23 protein-coding genes and 1 tRNA gene are annotated in these 22,305 nt (G+C 62.0%); 16 read left to right on the plus strand and 8 right to left on the minus strand.

The annotated features are described in order from the left end of the window. Window positions 1-3 precede the first annotated feature (3 nt). Both dgcA and dgcN read right to left on the minus strand, forming a co-directional pair. Complete coding sequence (gene dgcA / locus ACR0FC_RS18265; protein ID WP_170342777.1) at window positions 4-969, minus strand: N-acetyl-D-Glu racemase DgcA; 966 nt, start codon at window positions 967-969, stop codon at window positions 4-6. Window positions 970-1,041: 72 nt separating this feature from the next. Next, window positions 1,042-2,043: an N-acetyltransferase DgcN gene (gene dgcN, locus ACR0FC_RS18270; protein ID WP_170342779.1), complete on the minus strand. Its 1,002-nt coding sequence runs from the start codon at window positions 2,041-2,043 to the stop codon at window positions 1,042-1,044. A gap of 293 nt (window positions 2,044-2,336) precedes the next feature. Between dgcN and ACR0FC_RS18275 the strand changes: the two genes are divergently transcribed. Continuing rightward, window positions 2,337-3,299, plus strand: a complete 963-nt coding sequence (locus ACR0FC_RS18275) for an L-malyl-CoA/beta-methylmalyl-CoA lyase (protein WP_170342781.1) — start codon at window positions 2,337-2,339, stop codon at window positions 3,297-3,299. A 55-nt stretch (window positions 3,300-3,354) separates the two neighbouring features. On the opposite strand, the gene ACR0FC_RS18280 is transcribed toward ACR0FC_RS18275, so the two are convergent. Together ACR0FC_RS18280 and ACR0FC_RS18285 are read right to left on the minus strand one after the other, a co-directional pair. After that, window positions 3,355-3,930 carry a PA14 domain-containing protein gene (locus ACR0FC_RS18280; RefSeq protein ID WP_170342782.1) on the minus strand — a complete coding sequence of 192 codons (576 nt, stop codon included), beginning with the start codon at window positions 3,928-3,930 and terminating at the stop codon, window positions 3,355-3,357. A 119-nt stretch (window positions 3,931-4,049) separates the two neighbouring features. Next, window positions 4,050-4,502, minus strand: coding sequence for an Lrp/AsnC family transcriptional regulator (locus ACR0FC_RS18285; RefSeq protein ID WP_170342784.1), 453 nt, complete (start codon window positions 4,500-4,502; stop codon window positions 4,050-4,052). Between the two features lie 72 nt (window positions 4,503-4,574). On the opposite strand from ACR0FC_RS18285, the gene ACR0FC_RS18290 reads away from it, so the two are divergent. Both ACR0FC_RS18290 and ACR0FC_RS18295 read left to right on the plus strand, forming a co-directional pair. Then, a complete protein-coding gene (locus tag ACR0FC_RS18290) occupies window positions 4,575-5,162 on the plus strand; it encodes a LysE family translocator (protein ID WP_170342786.1) in 588 nt (195 codons plus the stop codon). Between the two features lie 130 nt (window positions 5,163-5,292). Further along, window positions 5,293-6,255: an acetyl-CoA carboxylase carboxyltransferase subunit alpha gene (locus ACR0FC_RS18295; RefSeq protein WP_170342789.1), complete on the plus strand. Its 963-nt coding sequence runs from the start codon at window positions 5,293-5,295 to the stop codon at window positions 6,253-6,255. Between the two features lie 4 nt (window positions 6,256-6,259). On the opposite strand, the gene ACR0FC_RS18300 is transcribed toward ACR0FC_RS18295, so the two are convergent. The 3 genes from ACR0FC_RS18300 to ACR0FC_RS18310 form a co-directional block, all read right to left on the minus strand. Further along, on the minus strand, window positions 6,260-7,399 hold the full coding sequence (locus ACR0FC_RS18300; RefSeq protein ID WP_170342791.1) for a lytic murein transglycosylase: 1,140 nt from the start codon (window positions 7,397-7,399) through the stop codon (window positions 6,260-6,262). Between the two features lie 112 nt (window positions 7,400-7,511). Continuing rightward, a complete protein-coding gene (locus tag ACR0FC_RS18305) occupies window positions 7,512-8,159 on the minus strand; it encodes a GntR family transcriptional regulator (RefSeq protein WP_093965127.1) in 648 nt (215 codons plus the stop codon). Window positions 8,160-8,189: 30 nt separating this feature from the next. After that, window positions 8,190-8,885, minus strand: a complete 696-nt coding sequence (locus ACR0FC_RS18310; protein WP_254437155.1) for a M48 family metallopeptidase — start codon at window positions 8,883-8,885, stop codon at window positions 8,190-8,192. A 100-nt stretch (window positions 8,886-8,985) separates the two neighbouring features. Here ACR0FC_RS18310 and ACR0FC_RS18315 point away from each other — a divergent pair, with 100 nt between their 5' ends. After that, window positions 8,986-9,306, plus strand: a complete 321-nt coding sequence (locus tag ACR0FC_RS18315) for a TIGR02300 family protein (RefSeq protein ID WP_170342794.1) — start codon at window positions 8,986-8,988, stop codon at window positions 9,304-9,306. Window positions 9,307-9,440: 134 nt separating this feature from the next. After that, window positions 9,441-9,516: transfer RNA gene (locus ACR0FC_RS18320), tRNA-Ala, on the plus strand. A 36-nt stretch (window positions 9,517-9,552) separates the two neighbouring features. On the opposite strand, the gene ACR0FC_RS18325 is transcribed toward ACR0FC_RS18320, so the two are convergent. Then, window positions 9,553-10,560 (minus strand): ester cyclase, encoded by a 1,008-nt coding sequence (locus ACR0FC_RS18325; protein ID WP_170342796.1) that lies wholly within the window; start codon window positions 10,558-10,560, stop codon window positions 9,553-9,555. A 165-nt stretch (window positions 10,561-10,725) separates the two neighbouring features. Here ACR0FC_RS18325 and ACR0FC_RS18330 point away from each other — a divergent pair, with 165 nt between their 5' ends. The 11 genes from ACR0FC_RS18330 (at window position 10,726) to ACR0FC_RS18380 (ending at window position 22,299) form a co-directional block, all read left to right on the plus strand. Continuing rightward, window positions 10,726-11,775: an ABC transporter ATP-binding protein gene (locus ACR0FC_RS18330; RefSeq protein WP_093965320.1), complete on the plus strand. Its 1,050-nt coding sequence runs from the start codon at window positions 10,726-10,728 to the stop codon at window positions 11,773-11,775. A gap of 75 nt (window positions 11,776-11,850) precedes the next feature. Next, entirely contained in the window at window positions 11,851-13,062 is a 1,212-nt protein-coding gene (locus ACR0FC_RS18335) for an ABC transporter substrate-binding protein (RefSeq protein ID WP_170342797.1), read from the plus strand. Between the two features lie 67 nt (window positions 13,063-13,129). Beyond that, window positions 13,130-14,152 carry a carbohydrate ABC transporter permease gene (locus ACR0FC_RS18340; protein ID WP_170342799.1) on the plus strand — a complete coding sequence of 341 codons (1,023 nt, stop codon included), beginning with the start codon at window positions 13,130-13,132 and terminating at the stop codon, window positions 14,150-14,152. Window position 14,153: 1 nt separating this feature from the next. Next, window positions 14,154-15,308: a carbohydrate ABC transporter permease gene (locus ACR0FC_RS18345; protein ID WP_093965119.1), complete on the plus strand. Its 1,155-nt coding sequence runs from the start codon at window positions 14,154-14,156 to the stop codon at window positions 15,306-15,308. A 130-nt stretch (window positions 15,309-15,438) separates the two neighbouring features. Then, window positions 15,439-15,969: an ester cyclase gene (locus tag ACR0FC_RS18350; protein WP_170342801.1), complete on the plus strand. Its 531-nt coding sequence runs from the start codon at window positions 15,439-15,441 to the stop codon at window positions 15,967-15,969. A gap of 11 nt (window positions 15,970-15,980) precedes the next feature. Further along, on the plus strand, window positions 15,981-17,309 hold the full coding sequence (gene hisD, locus ACR0FC_RS18355) for a histidinol dehydrogenase (protein ID WP_170342803.1): 1,329 nt from the start codon (window positions 15,981-15,983) through the stop codon (window positions 17,307-17,309). After that, on the plus strand, window positions 17,306-18,358 hold the full coding sequence (locus tag ACR0FC_RS18360; RefSeq protein ID WP_170342805.1) for an ester cyclase: 1,053 nt from the start codon (window positions 17,306-17,308) through the stop codon (window positions 18,356-18,358). Before hisD ends, ACR0FC_RS18360 begins: the two co-directional genes overlap by 4 nt. Continuing rightward, window positions 18,358-19,122 (plus strand): SDR family NAD(P)-dependent oxidoreductase, encoded by a 765-nt coding sequence (locus tag ACR0FC_RS18365; protein WP_170342807.1) that lies wholly within the window; start codon window positions 18,358-18,360, stop codon window positions 19,120-19,122. Before ACR0FC_RS18360 ends, ACR0FC_RS18365 begins: the two co-directional genes overlap by 1 nt. Then, window positions 19,122-20,165: a LacI family DNA-binding transcriptional regulator gene (locus tag ACR0FC_RS18370; RefSeq protein WP_217355743.1), complete on the plus strand. Its 1,044-nt coding sequence runs from the start codon at window positions 19,122-19,124 to the stop codon at window positions 20,163-20,165. The genes ACR0FC_RS18365 and ACR0FC_RS18370 overlap by 1 nt, the downstream gene beginning before the upstream one ends. Further along, a complete protein-coding gene (locus tag ACR0FC_RS18375) occupies window positions 20,162-21,151 on the plus strand; it encodes a nuclear transport factor 2 family protein (protein WP_170342808.1) in 990 nt (329 codons plus the stop codon). The genes ACR0FC_RS18370 and ACR0FC_RS18375 overlap by 4 nt, the downstream gene beginning before the upstream one ends. A 179-nt stretch (window positions 21,152-21,330) precedes the next feature. After that, window positions 21,331-22,299, plus strand: coding sequence for a cupin domain-containing protein (locus ACR0FC_RS18380; RefSeq protein WP_170342810.1), 969 nt, complete (start codon window positions 21,331-21,333; stop codon window positions 22,297-22,299). Window positions 22,300-22,305: the final 6 nt, after the last annotated feature.

The following is a 22,305-nucleotide window of genomic DNA, read 5'->3' on the forward strand; positions in this document are numbered from 1 at the left end:
CCATCAGCCCCAGAGTTCCGCCTCGGGCGGGTGTACTCCGGCATCATCAAAAATCAGCGGGGTGTCGCGGTCTTCGGCCAACAGAAGCGGGCCGTCAAGGTCCGTCACCAGCGCACCCTGCGCCACCAGTGTCGCAGGCGCCATCGCCAGAGAGCTGCCGACCATGCAGCCCACCATGATCCCATAGCCCTCGGACTGCGCCGCGCGGCGCAGCTCCAGCGCCTCGGTCAAGCCGCCGGTCTTGTCCAGCTTGATGTTGATCACGTCATATTTGCCCTTCAGCCCGGGCAGGCTGGCGCGATCGTGGCAGCTCTCGTCGGCACAGACCGGCACCGGACGATCGAGTCCGATCAGCGCCTCGTCATCTCCGGCGGGCAGCGGCTGTTCGACCAGCGCGACTCCCAACCGCACCAGATTCGGCGCCAGATCGGCATAGACCTCGGCCGACCAGCCCTCGTTGGCATCCACGATGATCTTCGCATCCGGCGCCCCGGCTCGTACGGCCTCGAGCCGCGGCATGTCGTCGGGCGTGCCCAGCTTGATCTTCAACAGCGGACGATGCGCGTTCTTCGCCGCCTGCGCCCGCATGGCGCCGGGCGTGTCCAGCGACAGGGTATAGGCGGTGATCTCGGGCTTGGGCGCGGGCAGGCCGGCCAGTTCCCAGGCGCGCCTGCCCGCCCGCTTGGCCTCAAGGTCCCACAGGGCGCAATCCACCGCATTGCGCGCGGCGCCGGCGGGCAGCAGGTCCATCAGCGACTGGCGCGTGAATGCTTCTGGCAAAGCGCGGATCTCGGCCTCGACCGACTCCAGCGTTTCGTCATACCGGGCATAAGGCACACATTCGCCCCAGCCCTGATGCGCCCCATCCGTCAGGCGCACCGTCAGTACCTTGGCCTCGGTCCGCGACCCGCGCGAGATGGTGAATACCTGCGCCAACTGGAACACATCACGAGAGACGTCGATTTGCACGCGTCCACTCCTTACTCTTTGCAATTTCCCGGGCCGGTGGCGGGCTCCCCCGCCATCGGCGCCCCGGTTGGATCACATCGCGGCCAGCGCGTCCACCAGCTTGCCCGCGCCGAACCGGTACGGATCGGTCGTTGGCAGGCCCATCTCGGCCTCGACCTTGGCGATGTAGGCTTTCGCGTCCTCCTCGCTCAGGTGCTGGGTGTTGATCGACACACCCGCGACCTGGCAGGCAGGGTTGGCGACGCGCGCCAAAGGCAGGGCCGTGTCGCGCAGCTGTTCCAGCGTCGGCAGGGAGTATTCCGGCAGACCGCGCATATGGGTGCGGGTCGGCTCGTGGCACAGGATCAGAGCATCCGGCTGACCGCCATGGATCAGCGCCATGGTCACGCCGGAATACGAGACATGGAACAGCGACCCCTGCCCCTCGATGTGATCCCAGTGATCAGGATCGTTCTCGGGCGTCAGGTACTCGACGGAACCGGCCATAAAATCGGCCACCACGGCGTCGAGCGGAACGCCCTGCCCAGTGATCAGAATGCCGGTCTGACCGGTAGCGCGGAAGGTCGATTTCATGCCGCGCTTGCGCATCTCGGCATCCATCGACATGGCCGTGTACATCTTGCCCGCCGAACAATCGGTGCCCACCGCCAGACAGCGCTTGCCGCTGCGTTTGCGCCCGTTGGCGATCGGATAACCCACCGTGGGCACGCGAACGTCATGCAGGGTGCATCCATGGGTCTGGGCCGCGGCCACCAGATCGCCTTCGTCGCGCAGCAGGTTGTGCAGGCCCGAGGCCAGGTCATAGCCCATTTCCAGCGCGGCGATCAGGACCTCTTTCCAGGCCTGGCTGATAACGCCACCGCGGTTCGCGACACCGATCACCAGCGTCTTGGCGCCGGCGGCCTTGCCTTCGGCCAGGGTCATGTCGGTCAGTCCCAGATCGGCCTTGCAGCCCTCCATCCGCAGCTGACCCACGGCGTTTTCCGGGCGCCAGTCCCGAATGCCGATCGCGACCTTGGCGGCCAGTTGGTCGGGGGCATCTCCCAAAAACAGCAAATACGGTGTCTCGATCATCGCGCGCTCTCCTTTTCTTGCGCCACAACCTATTGAAGGCCGTCAACGAGCGTTTCTCGTTTTCCTCCGACCTGCCGCACATCGAACGGAGAATTTTGCAAGATTCCCCCGAGTGGCGCAAAAAGCTTCGAAATTTTCAAAATGATGAAACTTTGACCGCTGCGTTCCGGGGGTTGCGCACAGCTTTCTGCAACAGCATTGCCGCAACTGCACAATCAGGCTTGCGCAGGGTCGCGCAATTTAATACCCAATTGCCAACTGAAATCGCAATTTCATTACTCAGCGAGGTGCCGATGAGCTTTCGTATCCAACCCGCCGCCCCGGCGCGACCAAACCGCTGTCAGCTGTTCGGCCCCGGATCCAACACCAAGCTGTTCCCCAAGATGGCCGCCTCGGCCGCGGACGTGATCAACCTCGACCTCGAAGATTCGGTGGCCCCGTCCGACAAGGAGACCGCCCGCGCCAACGTGATCGAGGTGCTGAACACCGTGGATTGGGGCAACAAGTACATGTCGGTGCGCATCAATGGGCTGGATACGCCCTATTGGTACCGCGACGTGGTGGACCTGCTGGAACAGGCCAGCGACCGGCTGGATCAGATCATGATCCCCAAGGTGGGCTGCGCCGAGGATGTCTATGCGGTTGACGCTCTGGTCACTGCGATTGAACGCGCCAAGGGCCGCACCAAGCCCATCAGCTTCGAGGTCATCATCGAATCCGCCGCCGGCATCGCCCATGTCGAGGAAATCGCGGCCTCCTCCCCGCGCCTTCAGGCCATGAGCCTGGGCGCGGCCGATTTCGCTGCCTCAATGGGGATGCAGACCACGGGAATCGGCGGCACGCAGGAAAACTATTACATGCTGCGCGAGGCCCAGAAATACTGGTCGGACCCGTGGCACTGGGCGCAGGCTGCCATCGTGGCTGCCTGCCGCACCCACGGGGTGCTGCCGGTCGACGGACCGTTCGGCGACTTCTCGGACGACGAAGGCTACATCGCGCAGGCGCGCCGCTCGGCGACGCTGGGCATGGTCGGCAAATGGGCGATCCACCCCAAGCAGATCGCGCTGGCCAATCAGGTTTTCACCCCGTCGGACGAGGCGGTGACCGAAGCGCGCGAGATCCTAGCCGCGATGGAGCAAGCCAAGGCCAATGGCGAAGGCGCCACGGTCTACAAAGGACGGCTGGTGGACATCGCCTCGATCAAGCAGGCCGAGGTGATCGTGGCGCAGGCCGAACTGATCGCCGCAAACGGCTGATGGGGATATAAAAAAGGCGCTCGTTCCGAGCGCCTTTTCCTGACTTCGGTTGGCCTCAGCGGCCGAACACGTTGTTTGGTGTCCAGGTAAACTTCTCACCCTGCTTGCCGGATTTCATCATCAGGCAGGACGTTCCCAGCTTCTGGAAATAGATGATCTTCAGAGGGTACCAGCCCGCCTTTGGAACTTCGACCTCGGTGCGCTGGTTGGCTTCACACCCCTGAATCCCGGTGACACGGCCGATCTGCTGACCACCGACATAGGCCTCGAGCCCGTCATTGGACCAGGTTTCGAGTTCGTAAATGCCTGGAGAATCAAAGCGCATGTACCCGGTGATTTCAGCGGCAACATTGTAGGGGTCCGTGAACGTCAGAACCGGCTCGCCCTTGTTGGTGTCGGCATAGTCCAGCCCGCGCAGTGGCTTGCCCGGCTTGGCCTTGGACAACACGCTTTTGGCCTGGCTCAGATCGCGGATCTTTCTCTGAGTACCCTGCCCAACATATTTCACGTTCAACCCCGCCTTGGGATTGGGTTGCGGGTTGGCGGGCTGCAATTTCAAAGGCGCGGCAAATGCGGCACCGGCGACAATCGCCACCAAGGCCGCCAATGCGCCTGTCCGAACAAAACTCATGATCGTGTCTCCCTGACATCGCGCACTGTTCGATCTGATGCCGAATTTCTGGCGCTTTCAGGCCGACGATATTCCGGGATACACATGCCTGCAAGGCCCTAGCGGCAGTGGGCTCAAGCTCAGGCCCGCAGGTCTTTCGGGGATCCCATGACCACGTAGGACGTGATCGAGGTGACATGGGGCAACGTGCCCAATACGTCGGTATGGAAGGTCTTGTAGGCCGACAGGTCGGCGCATTCCACCCGCAGCAAGTATTCGATCGTACCGGTGATGTTGTGGCATTCGACCACTTCGGGCGCCAATTGCACCGCTTTTTCAAAACCTTCCTGAGCGGCCTTTGTATGCTCACCCAGTCCGACGCCGATATAGGCGACAAAACCGACGCCCATCGCCGCAGGGTTCAAAACGGCGCGATACCCGCTGATGACGCCGGACCGCTCAAGCTCTTGCACCCGGCGCAGACAGGCTGACGGCGAAAGCCCTACGCGGTCCGCCAGTTCAAGGTTGCTGATCCGGCCATTTCGGGCCAGCTCTTGCAATATTTGCTGATTCTTTAGGTCAATATTCGCCATTTGTTGCAAGCTTTATGTAATCGAGAACGAAATCGCAATTTCATTTGACCAAACCTGGGCGATCTTTGCGCCATGACTTACGACATCCTACTTGCGCTGGTCGCGTTTGCCTTTGTCTCGTCCATCACGCCGGGGCCGAACAATCTGATGCTGATGGCCTCAGGGGCAAGTTTCGGGTTCCGGCGGACAATCCCCCATATGCTGGGTATCGGCTTGGGCTTTATGCTGATGGTTTTGTTGGTCGGCGCAGGATTGGTGCAGGTGTTCGAGACCTATTCCATCAGCCACGTGATCCTCAAAATCGCGTCGGTGGCCTATCTGCTATTCCTCGCGTGGCGAATTGCCAATGCGGCTCCTGCCAAGGGCCCGGGGCACGTCGGACGGCCCATGACGTTTCTGCAGGCGGCGGCGTTTCAATGGGTGAACCCCAAGGCCTGGGCCATGGCGCTGACGGCGACGACCGCCTATGCCCCGGACCAGACCCTGCAAGCCATTGCGCTGGTTGCCCTTGTATTCGGCTGCGTAAATCTGCCATCTGTCAGCACTTGGACGGTTCTGGGCCAGCAGATGGCGCGCGTGCTGACCAACCGGCGACGCCTGACCGTGTTCAACTGGTCGATGGCGGTTCTTCTGGTGATTTCGTTGTACCCGGTGCTGTAGCCAGACTGAGGTCGCCGGCTCGCGTACCATGTCGCCGCGCGCGGGGAAACGCACCCCGAGATGCGGTGCCGAGTTGCATCCGGGGCGACCTCGGGTCATATAGCGGAGAACTTTCGCGTTGAGAGGCGTCATGACCCAGTATCTGGATTTCGAAAAACCGCTGGCCGAGATTGAAGGCAAAGCTGAAGAGCTGCGCGCCCTGGCCCGCGCCAACGAAGAGATGGACGTAGCGGACGAAGCCGCCGCGCTGGACGCCAAGGCGGCCAAGCTGCTGGACGAGTTGTACAAGGACCTGACGCCCTGGCGAAAATGCCAGGTGGCCCGCCATCCCCAACGTCCGCACTGCAAGGATTATGTCGAGGCCCTGTTCACCGAATTCACCCCGCTGGCTGGTGACCGCAATTTTGCCGACGATCTGGCGGTCATCGGCGGCCTAGCACGGTTCAACGATCAGCCGGTGATGGTGATCGGGCATGAAAAAGGCTCGGACACCAAATCTCGGATCGAGCGCAACTTCGGCATGGCCCGCCCCGAAGGCTATCGCAAAGCCGTGCGCCTTATGGAAATGGCTGGTCGGTTTGGTCTGCCGGTGATCACCTTGGTGGATACCGCCGGCGCGTATCCGGGCAAGGGCGCGGAAGAACGCGGGCAATCCGAAGCGATCGCCCGTTCAACCGAGATGTGTCTGAAAATCGGTGTTCCGCTGGTGTCTGTCATCATCGGCGAAGGCGGCTCGGGCGGCGCGGTGGCATTTGCCACGGCCAACCGGGTGGCGATGCTGGAGCACTCGATCTATTCGGTGATTTCGCCCGAGGGTTGCGCGTCGATCCTTTGGAAAGATGCAGAAAAAATGCGCGAGGCCGCCGAGGCGCTGCGCCTGACCGCGCAGGACCTTCAAAAGTTGGGCGTCTGCGACCTGATCATCTCCGAACCCAAAGGTGGCGCGCATCGCGACCGCCCGGCTACGATCGAATCCGTGGGCAAGGCGATCGCCAAGATGCTGAAGGATCTGAACGGCAAGGATGCCGCCGCGCTGATCAAGGACCGGCGTCAGAAATTCCTGGACCTGGGGTCCAAGGGACTGGCGGCCTGATCCGTCAACCACCCAAAGAGCGCAACAAGCTGACCGAGGGTACGCCCGTAACGGGCAGGCCCTTGGCTTGCTGATACGCGGTGATGGCCGCGGTGGTGTTCTTGCCGATCACCCCATCAGCCCCTTGCGTGTCATACCCGGCAGCAGTCAGACGCCGCTGCAACTCTTTGCGATCTTCCAGCGTCAGGCCGGTTTCATCGGGCCCGAATGACGCCTGAAAAGGTGCGCCACCGGCGATCCGATCGGACAGGTGCCCGACCCCGATCGCGTAGCTGTCCGAGTTGTTGTAGCGTTTGATCACCTGAAAATTGCGGAACACCGCTATGCGCGGCCCGGGTTTCTGCGGCTGCAGAATTGCAACCGGTGTGCCCGAATTTGCCGCTGCAGATCCGACCTCACCTCCCCAAGGCTGCCCTCGCACCCAACCCGCCCGTGACAGGTAGGCAGCTGTCGAAGCCAACGAGTCTGTCGGATCGTCGGACCAGATGTCGCGTCGGCCGTCTCCGGTGAAATCCACTGCGTAGGCCAGATACGAGGTCGGGATGAATTGCGTATGCCCCATGGCGCCGGCCCAGCTACCGGTCATGTTCGTCGGCGACGTGTCACCGTTCTGAAGGATCTTCAACGCCGCAATCAGCTGGCTTTCGAAGAACGCCCCGCGACGCCCGTCATAGGCCAGCGTGGAAAGGGCCGAAATCACGGGCACATCGCCCCGCCGCTGCCCATAGCGGCTTTCCAGCCCCCAGACCGCCACCACAACCTCTTTGTCCACGCCATAGCGCGACTCGATCTGCGTGAGGGTGGCATTGTGGCGTTGCAGCATCTGCTTGCCGGTACTGATCCGCTCGTCGGACGCGGCGATGGCCAGATAGTCTTCGAGCGAGCGCTTGAACTCGACCTGGTTGCGGTCGCGTTCGATCACATCTGGTAGGTAACCGGCACCCTGAAACGCCCGGTCGATAGTCGCTTGCGAAATACCCTGCCCCGCCGCGCGCGCCTTGAAACTTGCAACCCAAGAATCCCAGCCGGCATTGGGCACTGCCCGCATTCGCGACACGGTTGTTCCGGTTGGCGCGGGCCCGCCCGCGCAGGCGCTCAGGAAACCTGCACCGAGACCCAGTGAGAATGTCCGTCGATTGATCATGGCTGAAATCTGCTCTTGTTTGTTGTTGGCAGCAGCGTAGCGCAGCAAATGCCTTGAGGCCAGCTTCGCAACCGCCGCCCGTTTGGATTTTTCACTTTGGGCAAAGGCCCGCTCAGCTGACCAGCAGGCGCAGACCCTGGGTCACATCCGATCGCACCGCCAACCGCAAACCCGGCTCGTCCCCAGCCTTCAGAGCGGCGATGATCAGCTTGTGATAATGCGGCGGTTCGGTCCGTCGCAGGCGGCCATAAAGAGCCCGCATGGTCGGGCCAAGCTGTAGCCAGACGGTTTCGGCCATCGCAAGCATGGCCGGAGCCTGCGCACGCAGATAAAGCGTGCGGTGAAACTCGAGGTTCGTTCGGATGTAGCCGACCGCATCACGCTTGGTCACCATTTCGGCCACGGTCATGTTGATGCTCTGCAACCGGTCGATCAGAGCCATATGCGCCCGAGGCAGCGCACGGCTGGCCAGCTCGACCTCCAGCAGGGCCCGCAGCGCGGCCAATTCTTCGATCCGGTCGTTGCTGAGTTCGGGCGTAGAGACCCGACCCGAGTTGGACAGAAACAGCGCCCCTTCGGCGGCCAGACGGCGAACGGCTTCGCGCGCCGGCGTCATGGACACACCGAACTCCTTGCCGATGCCGCGCAGCGTCAGCGCCTGACCGGGCGGGATTTCTCCATGCATGATTCGAGACCGCAAGGCGCGGTATACCTGATCATGGGTCGCGATCTGGGAGTCGGAGCTGCGGGTGGTCAACATCCCCTCATGTGATCACAAATCCCCGTGACGTCAACCGGCGGGCGCATCGAACCTGTAACGGTGCAGTTCGGCCCCATTGTCGCGCAGCCAGTGCCGGGCCGCTTTGTACGGCCCAAAAAGCCGCTCGACCTGCGCCCAGAACGCCGCCGAATGGTTCATCTCGGCCAGATGCGCGACCTCATGAGCCGCGACATAGTGCAGGATTTCGGGGGGCGCCAGAATCAGCCGCCACGAAAACATCAACCCTCCCGCTACACTGCACGACCCCCACCGCGACCGTGTATCGCGCATCGTCAGACTGGAGTAGCCCCGCCCCAGCATGGCCGCATAGTCGTCGCAGGCTTCGGTCAAGCGATCACGCGCCAGCTCTTTCAAAAAGCGGGCGAGGCGCCGCGCTTCGGCCCCTTCGGGCACCGCAACCTGATCGGCGTGCAAACTGACCCGGCGCCCCTCCGCCGGCACGATTCGCCTTGGCACACCTTCGACCGGCAGGGTTTCCCCGAAGCCGACCGACGCCGGAACGGGCCGCGCGCCCAGATGCTGGCGGATCCAGTCCTCCTTTGAGCGCGCAAAGCCGATCGCCTCGGATTCGGACACAGCCTGCGGATAAGTCAACGTAACCCGGCCATCCAACTGGGAAATCCGCAAGCTTATGCGGCGTGCCCGCGCCGATTTGCGCAAGGTCAGCGCAACGGGAGGCTGTCCGGGCAATGAATGTCGCCCCATGGTGCGATCTCCTTGGCGCAAAGGCTTTGACAGTACCCGCCGCATGTGGCAGGTGACCTGAATCGTTGATACGACTCACCTGATATCAAGGGGAATTGACATGCCCAAGGAAGAATGGGGCGTAAAGCGCGTTTGTCCGACCACTGGCAAACGGTTTTACGACCTGAACAAGGACCCGATCATCAGCCCCTACACCGGCGAGATCGTGGAATTGGAAACCGGCAAAAGCCGGATGATCGCAGCCGACGCCGAAGATGCAGCGTCGGTCAAGGCGCGCGAAGCCTCGTCCGATGACGAACTGCTGGACGATGATGACGCAGTCGATGTCGATCTGGACGATGATCTGCTTGAGGACGACGACGAAGACAACGTCTCGTTGGACGACATCACCGACGTCGCGTCGGAAGACGAAGACTCGTGATCCGGCCGGGGCGGCGCAGGCTGCCCCGCGCCCCGTGCGCCGCGCATCTTTTTTCACCGAATCCGATTTTTTGGTCTTGCACTCGCGCACGTCGTTTCATAAACGTCCGTCCACCGCACAGGCGGTACCGGAAAGGGGCCTTAGCTCAGTTGGGAGAGCGCTTGCATGGCATGCAAGAGGTCAGGGGTTCGACTCCCCTAGGCTCCACCAAATCCCCTACCATTGCATCCAGTCCGCCCCCCGAGGCTACACCTGCGCCGATCCGATGCCCGTGGTTCTTTCCAGTATGTCCACGCCCTGCTGCTTCCAGAAATGCAGAAGGTCGATGAAGATCCAGTTCTCGGCCAGCTTGTCGCCTGCACGGCGATAGATGTCGATCACCCGAAACTCACCGGGCGTTTGGGTCGCCGGCATACCCATGAACCCTCCGGTCGGAACAGCCGTGAAGTTCGGCCAGCCAAAAAACCCGCCGTAGTGACCTTCGGCCAGCCGGCAGACATGTTTGGTCTTTGACCGCTCGGCGAATGCCGCGCGGAAGGGACCGGCGTGTTGCTTGCCATACCGTTCAATAGTGTAGGTGGCGCCAATTCCCTCGGGCCCCCACCAGATCATGTCGTCATGCCAGGTGCGGCTCAGCTCTTCGCTCAGGGTCAGGCCACTTTTCCACTGGCCCAGATCGGAAATCATGGCGTTGATCAGCGCCAGAGTCTGCTCCCCTTCTTCGACCGGTTGATCCGCGCCAAGGATACCGTCGTGAGTCAGGGGCCCGGGCTGTACAAGATGGGCTGCGGTTTGGGGCGGAAACGGGTTCTGACCGGCCTGCACCATCAGATGCGGGATATCGAAATACATCGCGGTCTCGACGATCTTGCCGTCTTGCACCTTGTTGAACTCGCAATAGCGCAGGAATGCCATTTTGCCTGTCGGTCGAATGCCCAACCAGGAGTGGTCGAAAAGACCCATCAGATGGCCCATGGAAACCACCCAGACCTCGCGCTCGTCGGTCAGCGAGTTGCAACCCGCAAAGAAAATATCCTGACGCCGCTGCATGCGTTTGAGGCTGTTTCGCAGCGGGCCCCAGAAGTTTTCTGCTACGTCGTGGACCCCCGAAATCTGACCGAACGGGTGAAAGCCGCGCCACAGCAGATTCGGCGCACAGAATCGCCCTATGACGTCTGCCAGCTTGTCGTTGGAGGCCAACTGCAGGTCCTCATAGAACGCCTTCACCAGATCTTTCTCTTTTTGAAAGCTCATCTGTTTTTCATTGTTTTGCAGCATATTGCGCCTGTTTCTGCCCGGGGGTGAATCACTGATTTCCCGCATATTTGCATACGTATGCAAAAATGTCTTGCCAGAATTGGTAAACCAAGAATACCCTTTTGCAAACGTATGCAAAACGATTCCTTCCCGGGGGGCTTCATGGCGGAAATTCAACTGCGCAATGTCGGCAAGCGATGGGGATCGTTTGTTGGGGTTCACAACTTCGATCTGACGATTGCCGATCGCGAGTTTCTGGTTCTGCTTGGCCCGTCCGGCTGCGGCAAGACCACGACAATGCGCATGATCGCGGGGCTTGAGGACGTGACCGAGGGCGACATCCTGATTGACGGCAAGGTGGTCAACGATCTCGAGCCAAAGGACCGCGACGTGGCGATGGTGTTCCAGAGCTATGCCCTCTACCCCAACATGAACGTCTATGAAAACATCCGCTTCCCGCTGAAGGTCCGCGGGATCGACCCTGCGACCCATGACGAGAAAGTGCGCCGCGCCAGCGCCATGGTCGAGCTGGACGATTTTCTCCATCGCAAGCCGGCTGAACTGTCGGGCGGTCAGCGCCAGCGGGTCGCCCTGGCCCGCGCGATCGTGCGCGAACCGAACGTGTTCCTGATGGATGAGCCTCTGTCCAACCTGGACGCCAAGCTGCGTGTATCCACCCGCGCGCAGATCAAGAATCTCAGCCACGAACTGGCCGTCACCACGATCTATGTCACCCACGACCAGATCGAGGCCATGACGCTGGCCGACCGCGTGGTGGTAATGAAAAAGGGCATCGTGCAACAGGTCGGTAGCCCGACCGAGATTTACGACCGCCCGGCCAACACTTTCGTCGCGAGTTTCATCGGCTCGCCCGCCATGAACCTGATGGATGGTCAGGTCGAGGGCGGCGTGTTCCGGGCCAAGGGTGTCGAAATCCCGGGGCTGGACATTGCTGACGGCCCGCTGACCTTGGGGTTCCGCGCCGAGGATGCGACACTGGCCGAAGGTCAGGGCCAGATCACGGCACCGATCTACACGCTCGAGCTGCTGGGTGACGCCACCATGATTTCGGTCCGGGTCGGCGGCGCATTGGTCTCGGTCAAAGCCGACAAAGCATTCCGTGCCGAAATAGGCGAGATGGTCTCGTTCTCGGTACCGAAAGAAATCTGTCACCTGTTCGAAGCAGAGAGCGGTGCGCGGATCGGGGGCTGACCCCAACCTAAGCCCGAAAGGGCCAACCAACGGTCCGGACGTCGACGACGGACCGATCCTGACAGGGAGAAACGCATGAAACTCAAGACAATTCTGATGGCAGGCGCCATGACCATGGTGACCAGCACTGCATGGGCGGCGTGTTCGTTCGAGAACACCGTTCCGCTCAAATCACTGTCCGCCGGGTTCGAAGCCTGGAAGGCCGTCACCGACGCGATGGCCGAGTGCGGCAATTTCGGCGCATCGCTGGACCAGGAGTTCCGCGAGAAGCAGCCGGAAGCCTTCGCGGCGGATCCGGCTCTGTACCAGATCGGCGGCGTGTCGAACGCGACGCTGGTGCCGTTGCTGAACGCGGGCACCATTCGTCCGCTGGACGATCTGGTCGCGAAATATGGCCAAGACCTGCTGCCGAACCAGCTGATCAAGGTGGACGGCCAAACCATGGCGATCGCCATGATGGTGAACGCCCAGCACCTGATGTACCGCAGCGACGTTCTGGCCGATCTGGGGATCGAAGAGCCCAAGACCTATGACGATGTTCTGGCCGCTGCAGCCAAGATCAAAGAGGCCGGCGTCATGGATTACCCCATCGGCGGCACCTTCAAGACCGGCTGGAACCTGGGTCAGGAATTCGTGAACATGTACCTGGGCGAAGGCGGTGAGTTCTTTGCTGACGGCAACATGCCTGCAATCAACAACGATCAGGGCGTGAAGGCTCTGGAGACGCTCAAGGCCATGACCGAATACATGGACCCCGAGTATCTGGTGTCGGATTCGACATACGTTCAGCAGCAGTTCCAACAGGGCAAAATCGCCATGGCCAACCTGTGGGCCAGCCGCGCTGCCGCAATGAACGATGAGGCCGAAAGCCAGGTCGTCGGCAAGGTCGTCATGGCCGCCGCTCCGATGGGCTCGGCCGCTCCGGCAACCACGATCTGGTGGGACGGCATCGTTCTTGCCTCGAACATGAGTGACGAAGAGGCCGATGCCGCGTTCCGCGTGGCGCTGGAAGGCATGGATGCAGAAATGGTCGAGGCCAACAACAACGCCGCTGTCTGGCTGAACCCGGCCTACAAGCCCGGTGATCTGGCCGCAGGTGCAGCCGCTTCGGCAGAAGCCGGCGCCAAAGCCTATCCCGCATCTGGCCCGATGGGGATCATGCACACTGCGCTTGGCAATGGCCTGGCCGATTATCTGACTGGCGCCAAAGACGCACAGACCACGCTGGCAGACATCGAGGCGGACTATCTGACCGCCGCGAAAGAGGCCGGACTGGTCAACAACTGATCCTGCCGCGGGAGGGCCTCGACCCTCCCGCACCCAATCCAACGAGAACCATGAGAAAGGCAGAGCCATGAATTTCCGGACATTTGCCGCCTTTGTCGGCCCCTCTGTCTTTATGATGCTTCTCTTTATCGCTTTCCCGCTGGTCAGCGTGTTCAAGCAGAGTTTCTACGTCACCCAGCCCATCTATGAGACGGTCGAGGTCGAGACCTGCACGCCGGGCTTCCTGACCCAGACCTGCGTGACCGAGGAAAAGTCCATTCCGAGGCTGGACGAAGAGGGCGAGATCATCACGCAGACCCAGTTTGTCGGGCTGGAAAGCTATCGCAACGTGCTGGAGCCTGAACGCGCCTGGCGCGCGATCAGCGAAGGCAGCTGGAGCGTGCTGTCCACGATCAATTTCTGGAAGGCGCTGCGCTTTACGTTGACCTTTACCTTGATCACTCTGCCCTTGGTGATCGGTACCGGGCTGCTGATCGCCATCGTGATCAACAATGCGGCGTCGGTCATACGTGGTCCGGTGATCTTTGTGTCGCTCCTGCCCTTCATCATCACTCCGGTCATCGGCGCCCTGTCGATCAACTGGCTGTTTCGCGGCGACGGCATCCTGACGGCCATGCTGGAATGGTGGCTGAACCGCGACATCGCGCTGTTCGCGCAGGCCTGGACAATCGAGTTGCTGATGATGCTATACCGCGTCTGGCACGTCGCACCCTTTGCCGCGATCGTGTTCTACGCCGGTCTTCAGACCGTAAACCAGGACAGCCTTGAAAGCGCAGTGATCGACGGCGCAAGCCGCTGGCAGCGCCTGAAATACATCGTCATCCCGCACCTGATGCCGCTGATCATCTTCGTGTCGATGATCCATCTGATGGACTCCTACCGGGTGTTCGAAGAAATCGTCGGCTTCTCGAGCCAGGGCTACGTGATCTCGCTGCAATGGCTGACCTATGACTTCCTTGTACCGGATCAGGCGGGCAACCGTTCGATCAGCCGGGCCTCGGCCAGCGCCATGCTGACCATGGTCGGAATCGTCATCCTTCTCATCGCACCGCTGCGCCGGACATGGCGCGACCACAAAGGAGGTCACTGATATGTCCTCGCGCGCCCTTCGCCAACCGCTCGGCCTGCGCCTGTCGTCGAACCTGTTTCTTGCGTTCTGGTGCCTTGTGGCGGCCTTCCCGATCTTCTGGATCGCGGTGATGAGCTTCAAATCACCCGTGGACGCATTCGACAGCAACGCGCTGAACGTGATCTTCGGTCCAGCGACTCTTGCGACCGGAGAAGGCCTTTCCATCCTCGACATCATCCTCGGCATTGTCACCATTTGGGTCGCGGTGATTGCGACGACCAAAACACTGCCCTCGATGGTAAGAACCTACACCAAGCCGGGTCAGGCCTGGTTTGGTTGGATCATCGGCGGATTGGCCTTGGTGCTGGGTTTTCTGTTGGTGTTTTTCGTGATCCTGCCGGCCGTTCTGAACGTGCTGAACCCACTTTTCGGCCCGCTGGGGCGGGACGTGGTTGGTCTGACGACCGAGCACTACAAGACCGTCTGGATCGACCGCGGCTTTTCCAACAACTTCAAGAACTCGCTGATCGTTACCGCGGGCGTCGTGACCGTGTCGCTGACCGTAGGCACGCTGGCGGGCTATGGGCTGGCGCGGTCGGGCTCGACGCTGGCGTTCTGGATCCTGATCGTCGCGTTGGTGTTCCGCGCGCTGCCGCACTCGGTTCTGGTTGCGGGCTATCTGCCGGTCTTCATCAACTCGGCCGAATGGCTGCGCCCGATCCTGGGGGAAAACGCGCCCACGCTGTACGGCAAGCCCTTTGCCGTGATCGCGGTTCTGGTAGCGATCAATCAGCCCTTTACCATCTGGATGCTGCGGTCGTTCTTTCAGAACATCCCCGCCGAGCTGGATGAAGCCGCGCGCGTGGATGGCTGCAACCATTTCCAGGCCTTCCGTCGGGTGATTATGCCCGTGATGTGGCCGGGCGTCATCACCACCGGGCTGTTCAGCTTCCTGCTGGCCTACAACGACTTTCTGGTGACCTCGCTGCTGCTGGACGCGCAGAATCAGACCATGGTTCCCGCCATCGCCGGCATGTTCAACCGCGAAACCACCACCACCGACCAGGTCGTCGCCGTGGCCGCCGCCGTGTCGATCACCGCGCCGCTTTTCTTCCTGGTCATGATCTTCCAGCGCCAGATCGTCAGCGGCCTGACCGCCGGCGCGGTCAAAGGCTGATGAGCCGCCGGTTCCGCCATAACGCCCTGACGCGCCATCCGGCGCTGAACAGGTTGCCCAGGGATTTTCCCGGATTTGGGGGCATGTCCCCCCGATCCCCAATCCCTGACAATCTGACAAGGACAAGACGATGAAAGGTTCCCGACCTGAACAAGCGGTTCTGACCCGCGACACCGACCTGAACAAAACCGAAGACACGCGCCGCGTGATCGAAACCATGGTCGACGGCCTGAATGACCACCGCATCAACGACATTGGCGAGTTCTTCACGGAAGGGTTCCGCTGGATGGGCAATCAGGGCTGCGGCACGAAGAACGGCCTGAAGGAGTTTCAGGACAACTGGCAGCGCCCCTTCCAGGCTGCGTTTTCCGACAAGGTCTGCATCGACGAGGCGCGGCTTTACATGGGCGAATGGGCCGCGGCCTTTGGCCGGCAGGAGGCGACCCATTCGGGCGAATTCCTGGGCATCCCGCCCACCGGCAAGCGGGTCGAGATCCGCTACATGGATTTCTGGAAAGTGGTCGACGGCAAGATCGTCGACAACTGGGTGAATGTCGATTTCGCCCATGTCGCCGCGCAACTGGGCGTCGACCTGTTCCAGGGCCACGGCTGGGAAGCATATGACCGGGGCGAGAAAACTCCGCCCCGCCCCGACAACTGAGGATCAAGACAATGGCAATCGAGTATCTCAAACGCGGCAAGTCCGACGCAGACCGGGCCGAGGATGACGCCAAGACCCGCGCCGTGGTCGAGGCGACGCTGAAGGACATCGAAACCCGTGGCGACGCCGCGGTGCGCGAGCTGAGCGAGAAGTTCGACAACTATTCGCCCGCCTCGTTCCGCCTGTCGCAGGACGAGATCGACGACCTGATCGCTCAGCTGTCAGACCGCGAACTGGCCGACATCAAGTTCGCGCAGGAGCAGGTGATGAACTTCGCCCGCGCGCAACGCGCCTCGATGACCGATATCGAGGTCGAAACCCTGCCGGGCGTGATCTTGGGCCACAAGAACATCCCCGTGCAGTCGGTCGGGTGCTATGTGCCTGGCGGCAAGTTCCCGATGGTGGCCTCGGCCCATATGTCCGTGGCCACGGCCAGCGTTGCGGGCGTGCCGCGCATCATCGCCTGCACCCCGCCGTTCCAGGGCAAGCCGAACCCGGCGGTGATCGCCGCCATGCATCTGGGTGGCGCGCACGAGATCTATGTCATGGGCGGCATCCAGGCCATCGGCGCGATGGCGCTGGGTACCGAAACGATTGACCCGGTGCACATGCTGGTTGGCCCCGGCAACGCCTTTGTGGCCGAGGCCAAGCGCCAGCTGTTCGGCCGCGTCGGCATCGACCTGTTCGCCGGCCCGACCGAAACCATGGTGATCGCCGACGAAACCGTCGATGCCGAGATCTGCGCCACTGACCTGCTGGGGCAGGCCGAACACGGCTACAACTCGCCCGCGGTTCTGGTCACCAATTCGCGCAAGCTGGCCGAGGAGACCCTGTCCGAGATTGATCGCCTGCTGGGCATCCTGCCGACGGCCGACACCGCGCGGGTCAGCTGGCAGGATTATGGCGAGGTGATCCTGTGCGACAGCTATGACGAGATGCTGCAGGTCGCCGACGAGATCGCCTCGGAGCATGTTCAGGTCATGACCGACCGCGATGATTGGTTCCTGGACAACATGACCTGCTATGGCGCGCTGTTCCTGGGGCCGCGCACCAACGTATCGAACGGTGACAAGGTGATCGGCACCAACCACACGCTGCCCACCAAGAAGGCCGGGCGTTATACCGGCGGTTTGTGGGTGGGCAAATTCCTGAAGACCCACAGCTATCAGAAGATCCTGACCGACGAGGCGGCAACCCTGATCGGCGAGTACGGCTCGCGCCTGTGTCTGCTGGAAGGGTTCGTGGGCCATGCCGAACAATGCAACGTGCGGGTGCGCCGCTATGGCGGCATCAACGTGCCCTATGGCGCACCGGCCCCATACCGGGATGCCGCCGAATGAGTGACAGGCATACGCAGCACAAGGCGCTGATCGCGACGCTTCGGGCGGCGATGTATGATTTCGACGAACCCGGCGTGCGGGCCGCGCTGGCGCAGGTGACCGCGCCCGACGCCCTGTTCCGCCTGTGCCACCCCTTCGGTGACAGCACCGGCAGCGAGGCGTTCTACGATCTGGCCTACAAGGGCCTGCTGGATGCCTGGCCGGACCTCGAGCGGCGCGACTATATCGTAATGGCCGGACCGGACGAGTTCGGCGCCGACTGGGTCGGCTGCGGTGGCTACTACACCGGCACTTTCACCGGTCCGTGGCTGGACATCCCGCCCACCGGCCATCAGGTCACCATGCGGTTTCACGAGTTCTACCGGTTCGAAAACGGCCGGATCGTCGAGATGCAGGCCCTGTGGGACATCCCCGAAGTGATGATGCAGGCCCGTGCCTGGCCGATGGCGCCCAGCCTGGGCCGCGAATGGCATGTGCCGGGCCCGGCCACGCAGGACGGTCTGGTGCCGGGGCCCTACGACGCCGACAAGGGCCGCGCGACCTGTCAACACATCGTCGACATGCTGGAACATCTGAAAAAGCACCCTTCGCAGGGCGGGCCCGAGGTGATGGAGATGGAACGGTTCTGGCATCCGCGCATGAACTGGTACGGGCCTTCGGGCATCGGCACCGGGCGCGGCTATGCCGGGTTCCGCAACTGGCACCAGATCCCGTTCCTGAACGGGATGCCGGATCGCGGGCAATATGTCGACGACATCACCTATCATTTCTTCGGCGATGGCGACTATGCGGCAGTGACCGGCTGGCCCAACATGATCCAGACCGTCACCCATGACGGGTGGATGGGCATCGCGCCTTCGGGCAAGCGGATCACCATGCGCAGCCTCGATTTCTGGCGGCTGGAGAACGGGCGGATCCGCGAAAACTGGGTTCTGGTCGATCTTCTGGACGCCTATGCGCAGCTTGGCGTTGACGTCTTTGCCCGCCTGCGGGAATTCAACAAGGCCCGTAACCTGGGCCGCATTGAAACCCCGGATGGAATGAGCTGATGACCCAACTGCCCCGCACCCCTTCGTTCTCGCTGAGCGGCAAGACCGCATTGGTCACCGGCGCGTCTTCGGGCATCGGATTGGGATGCGCTGTTGCCTTGGCCGAGGCCGGGGCGCATGTGGTCTGCGCCGCGCGCGGGGCCGAGCGGCTGAACGAAGCGGTTTCCGCCCTGCAAGCGCAGGGTTGGTCGGCCGAGGGGCGGGTGCTGGATCAGGGCGACCTGACCGCGTTGCAGGCGCTGTTCGACGGGCGGGCCTTTGACGTGGTGGTGAACTCGGCCGGGACCGCGCGGCACGGGCCGGCGGTCGAAACCACGCCCGAGGATTTCAACGCTGTCATGAACGTCAACCTGCGCTCGGCCTATTTCCTGTCGGCCTATGCGGCCAAGGCGCTGATGGCAACCGGGCGGCCCGGTTCGATCATCCACATTTCCAGCCAGATGGGCCATGTCGGCGGCATCGACCGGGCGCTGTACTGTGCGACCAAGCACGGGCTGGAAGGCATGGTCAAGGCGATGGCGATCGAATGGGGCAAGCAGGGCGTGCGCATCAACACGGTCTGCCCGACCTTCATCCGAACCCCGCTGACGCAATCGACCTTCGACAACCCCGAACGTGCGGCCTGGATCATGGACAAAATCAAGCTGAACCGCGTGGGCGAGGTCGAGGATATCATGGGCGCGGTTCTCTATTTTGCCTCCGACGCCTCGGGTCTGGTCACAGGCACGTCGATGCTGATCGACGGCGGATGGACGGCGGACTGATGGCGGACAAGGTCACATCGCTTCAGGTTGCGCAACTGGCCGGCGTCAGCCAGTCGGCGGTCAGCCGGGTGTTCACGCCCGGCGCTTCGGTCAGCAAGAAGACCGAGGAAAAGGTGCGCAAGGCGGCGGCCGAACTGGGCTATCGTCCCAACGTGCTGGCGCGGGCGATGGTGTCGGGCAAAAGCCGGATCATCGGCCTGGTTGTCGGCTACCTGGACAACTACTTCTATCCCGAGGCGTTGGAGAAACTGTCCAACCGCCTGCAGGAGCATGGCTATCACGTGCTGATCTTCATGGCCTCGCGCTCGGCCGGAAATATCGACGACGTGATGGAGGAAATCCTCGACTATCAAGTGGACGGGGTCATTCTGGCCTCGGTGCCGATGTCGTCGGACATCGCCACCCGCTGCCAGCAGGCCGGCGTTCCGGTGGTGCTGTTCAACCGTAGCCAGGATCTTGAGGGCATCACCACCGTGACCTCGGACAACTATGCCGGCGGCCGCAAGGTGGCCGAGTTCCTGCTGGCGGGCGGGCACCAACGCATCGCCTACATCGCGGGCTGGCAGGGTGCCTCGACCCAGCGCGACCGCGAGGCTGGTTTCCTTGCCGCACTGCGCGACGCCGGCAGCGATCTGTTTGCACATGGGATCGGCGAGTTTCACACCGAAAATGCCCGTGCGGCGGCCCGAACCATGTTCGACGTGGCACCGGAGCGCCGACCTGACGCGGTTTTCGTCGCCAACGATCACATGGCTTTGGCGGTCATGGATGTTCTACGCTTTGAGCTGGGCCTGCGCATCCCCGAAGACGTCTCGGTCGTGGGGTATGACGATGTGCCCCCCGCCGGATGGCCCGCATACAATCTGACGACGATCCGGCAGCGGGCGAACCTGATGGTCGCGGAAACGGTTGCCGCGCTGCTGGATCACATCGAAGAGCCCAAGACTTCTGAACCCCGCAAGGTGGCAATTGACGGACCGCTGATCGTACGAACCTCGGCCCGGTTGCCCAAGGGATGGAACCCGAAAAGGACGAACACATGAAGGGATTTGACCCCAAATTCCGGGATTTTCCCGACTATATCATCGGCATCACCAAGGAAATCTGGGAAGATCGCGGGATCGCCACGCTGCATGAATATTACAGCGATGACATCGTTGTCCGTTCACCGGGTTCGGTCGTGCTGGGCAATCAAAACGTCATCGGCGCGACGATGGCGACCCTGGCCGAGTTTCCCGACCGGCAGCTTCTGGGCGAAGACGTGATCTGGTCGGGCACGCCCGAAGAGGGGATGCTGAGTTCCCACCGCATCATCTCGACCGCCACGCACCTTGCCGAAGGTGTCTATGGCAAACCAACCGGAACCAAGCTGCGGTACCGGATTCTGGCCGATTGCCATGCGATCGACAATCAGATCAACGATGAATGGCTGATCCGCGATCAGGGAGCCATCGTGCGCCAGATGGGCTGGGACCCCAAGGAATACGCGGCCGACCTGATCGCTCGCGAGGGCGGGCCGGAAAACTGCGTGAAACCTCTGACGCCCGAGATCGACCAGCCCGGCCCTTACAAGGGTCGAGGCAACGACAATGAATGGGGCCAGCGCTATGCCGATATTCTGACCCGGATCATGAACGCCGACATGGGCGCGATCGGGGCTGAATACGACCGGGCGGTGCAGTCGGAATATGTGGGCGGGGTCACCGGACACGGTTGGGACCCGGTCGACCGGTTCTGGATGGGATTGCGAGCCAGCTTCCCCAATGCCGAGTTCCGCATCGAGCACCAGATCGGCCGCGACGATCCCAACATGCCACCCCGTGCCGCACTACGCTGGAGCCTGTGGGGCAAGCATGACGGCTGGGGGGTGTTCGGCGCCCCCACCGGGGCGCAGGTCTATGTTCTGGGCATCAGCCATGCCGAATTCGGCGAACTGATCAGCGGCCAGCCCAAGCTGCGCCGCGAATACACCCTGTTTGATGAAACCTCGGTCTGGAAGCAGATCCTTCTGCAAGGCGCAGAGGTCTGAATGCACGCTCCGGTCAAATATCGTGTTCTGGCATGCGGCCTGCGCGAGACCGGTGCAAGCCGGCGCTTTCACCTATTCCGGCAAAGCCTTCGAGCGCGCCGCCTGAATTTGCGGCCTCCGGGAACGTGATCGAGCATCTGCCGACCATTCCCTCAAACGCATAATCCGGAACCAGAACCATGACACAATCAACCATCGCATCACGCATCGTCCGTTATGGCGAGCTCAAGCCGTGCAAGACGGCCTTCATTGATGCCCACACGCCGGGCAGCGATCAAAAAGAGAACTTTACCATAATCGGCGGCGGAGTTTCGGAGTCTCCGGATCAGCATGTGCACATAACCGACAAGATCGGCTTCAATATCGGGGCCGCCGGCCAGCCGCCCAAATGCCGCAACTCGCTGCACAGCCATACGACGGCCGAGGTCTTTTTTGTCGCCAAGGGCCGCTGGCGGTTTTTCTGGGGTCGCTATGGCACGGCGGGCGAGTTCATTGCCGAGGAAGGAGACATCTTCAACATTCCCACCGGCATCTTCCGCGGCTTCGAGAACGTGGGCGACGACTACGGGATGATCATGTCCATTCTGGGTGGTGACGATGCCGGCGGCGGCGTCACCTGGGCACCTCAGGTCATTGAGGACGCCCGGGCGCACGGGTTGATGCTGGGTGACAACGGCGTGCTCTACGACAGCAAGAAGGGCCAGGACCTCCCGCACAACGTCCGGCCCATGCCTCTGCTGACCGAGGAGCAGCTGGGATCCTATCCCGAAGTGCCGGTCGAAGCCGTGATCGGCAAATACGTGGCCCGCTACTGGGACCTGATGGCGCTGGCGGCCGACAAACCCGCCAAGGTGATCGGTGAAAACGGTCTGATCAAGGACAAGCCCGGCTTTGAGGTCGACTTCCTGACCCGTGGCTCAGGTGTTCAAGACCCCACCAAATCGGCCAAGCCCGTCGTGCTGATGCCGGCAAGCGGCCATTGGCGGGTCACTGTCGAGGATGTCGAAACCACGATTTCGGGCGGGGATACGGTACTGGTGCTGCCCGGCGAGGCCTATACCATCACTCCATCCATGACCGGAACGGCCGGGTTGTACCGCATCACCGCGACCGACGATCCTGCTGGCGCAACCTGGACCGGCGACTGATCAAGA

The organism is Ruegeria sp. BB9 (assembly GCF_056539345.1).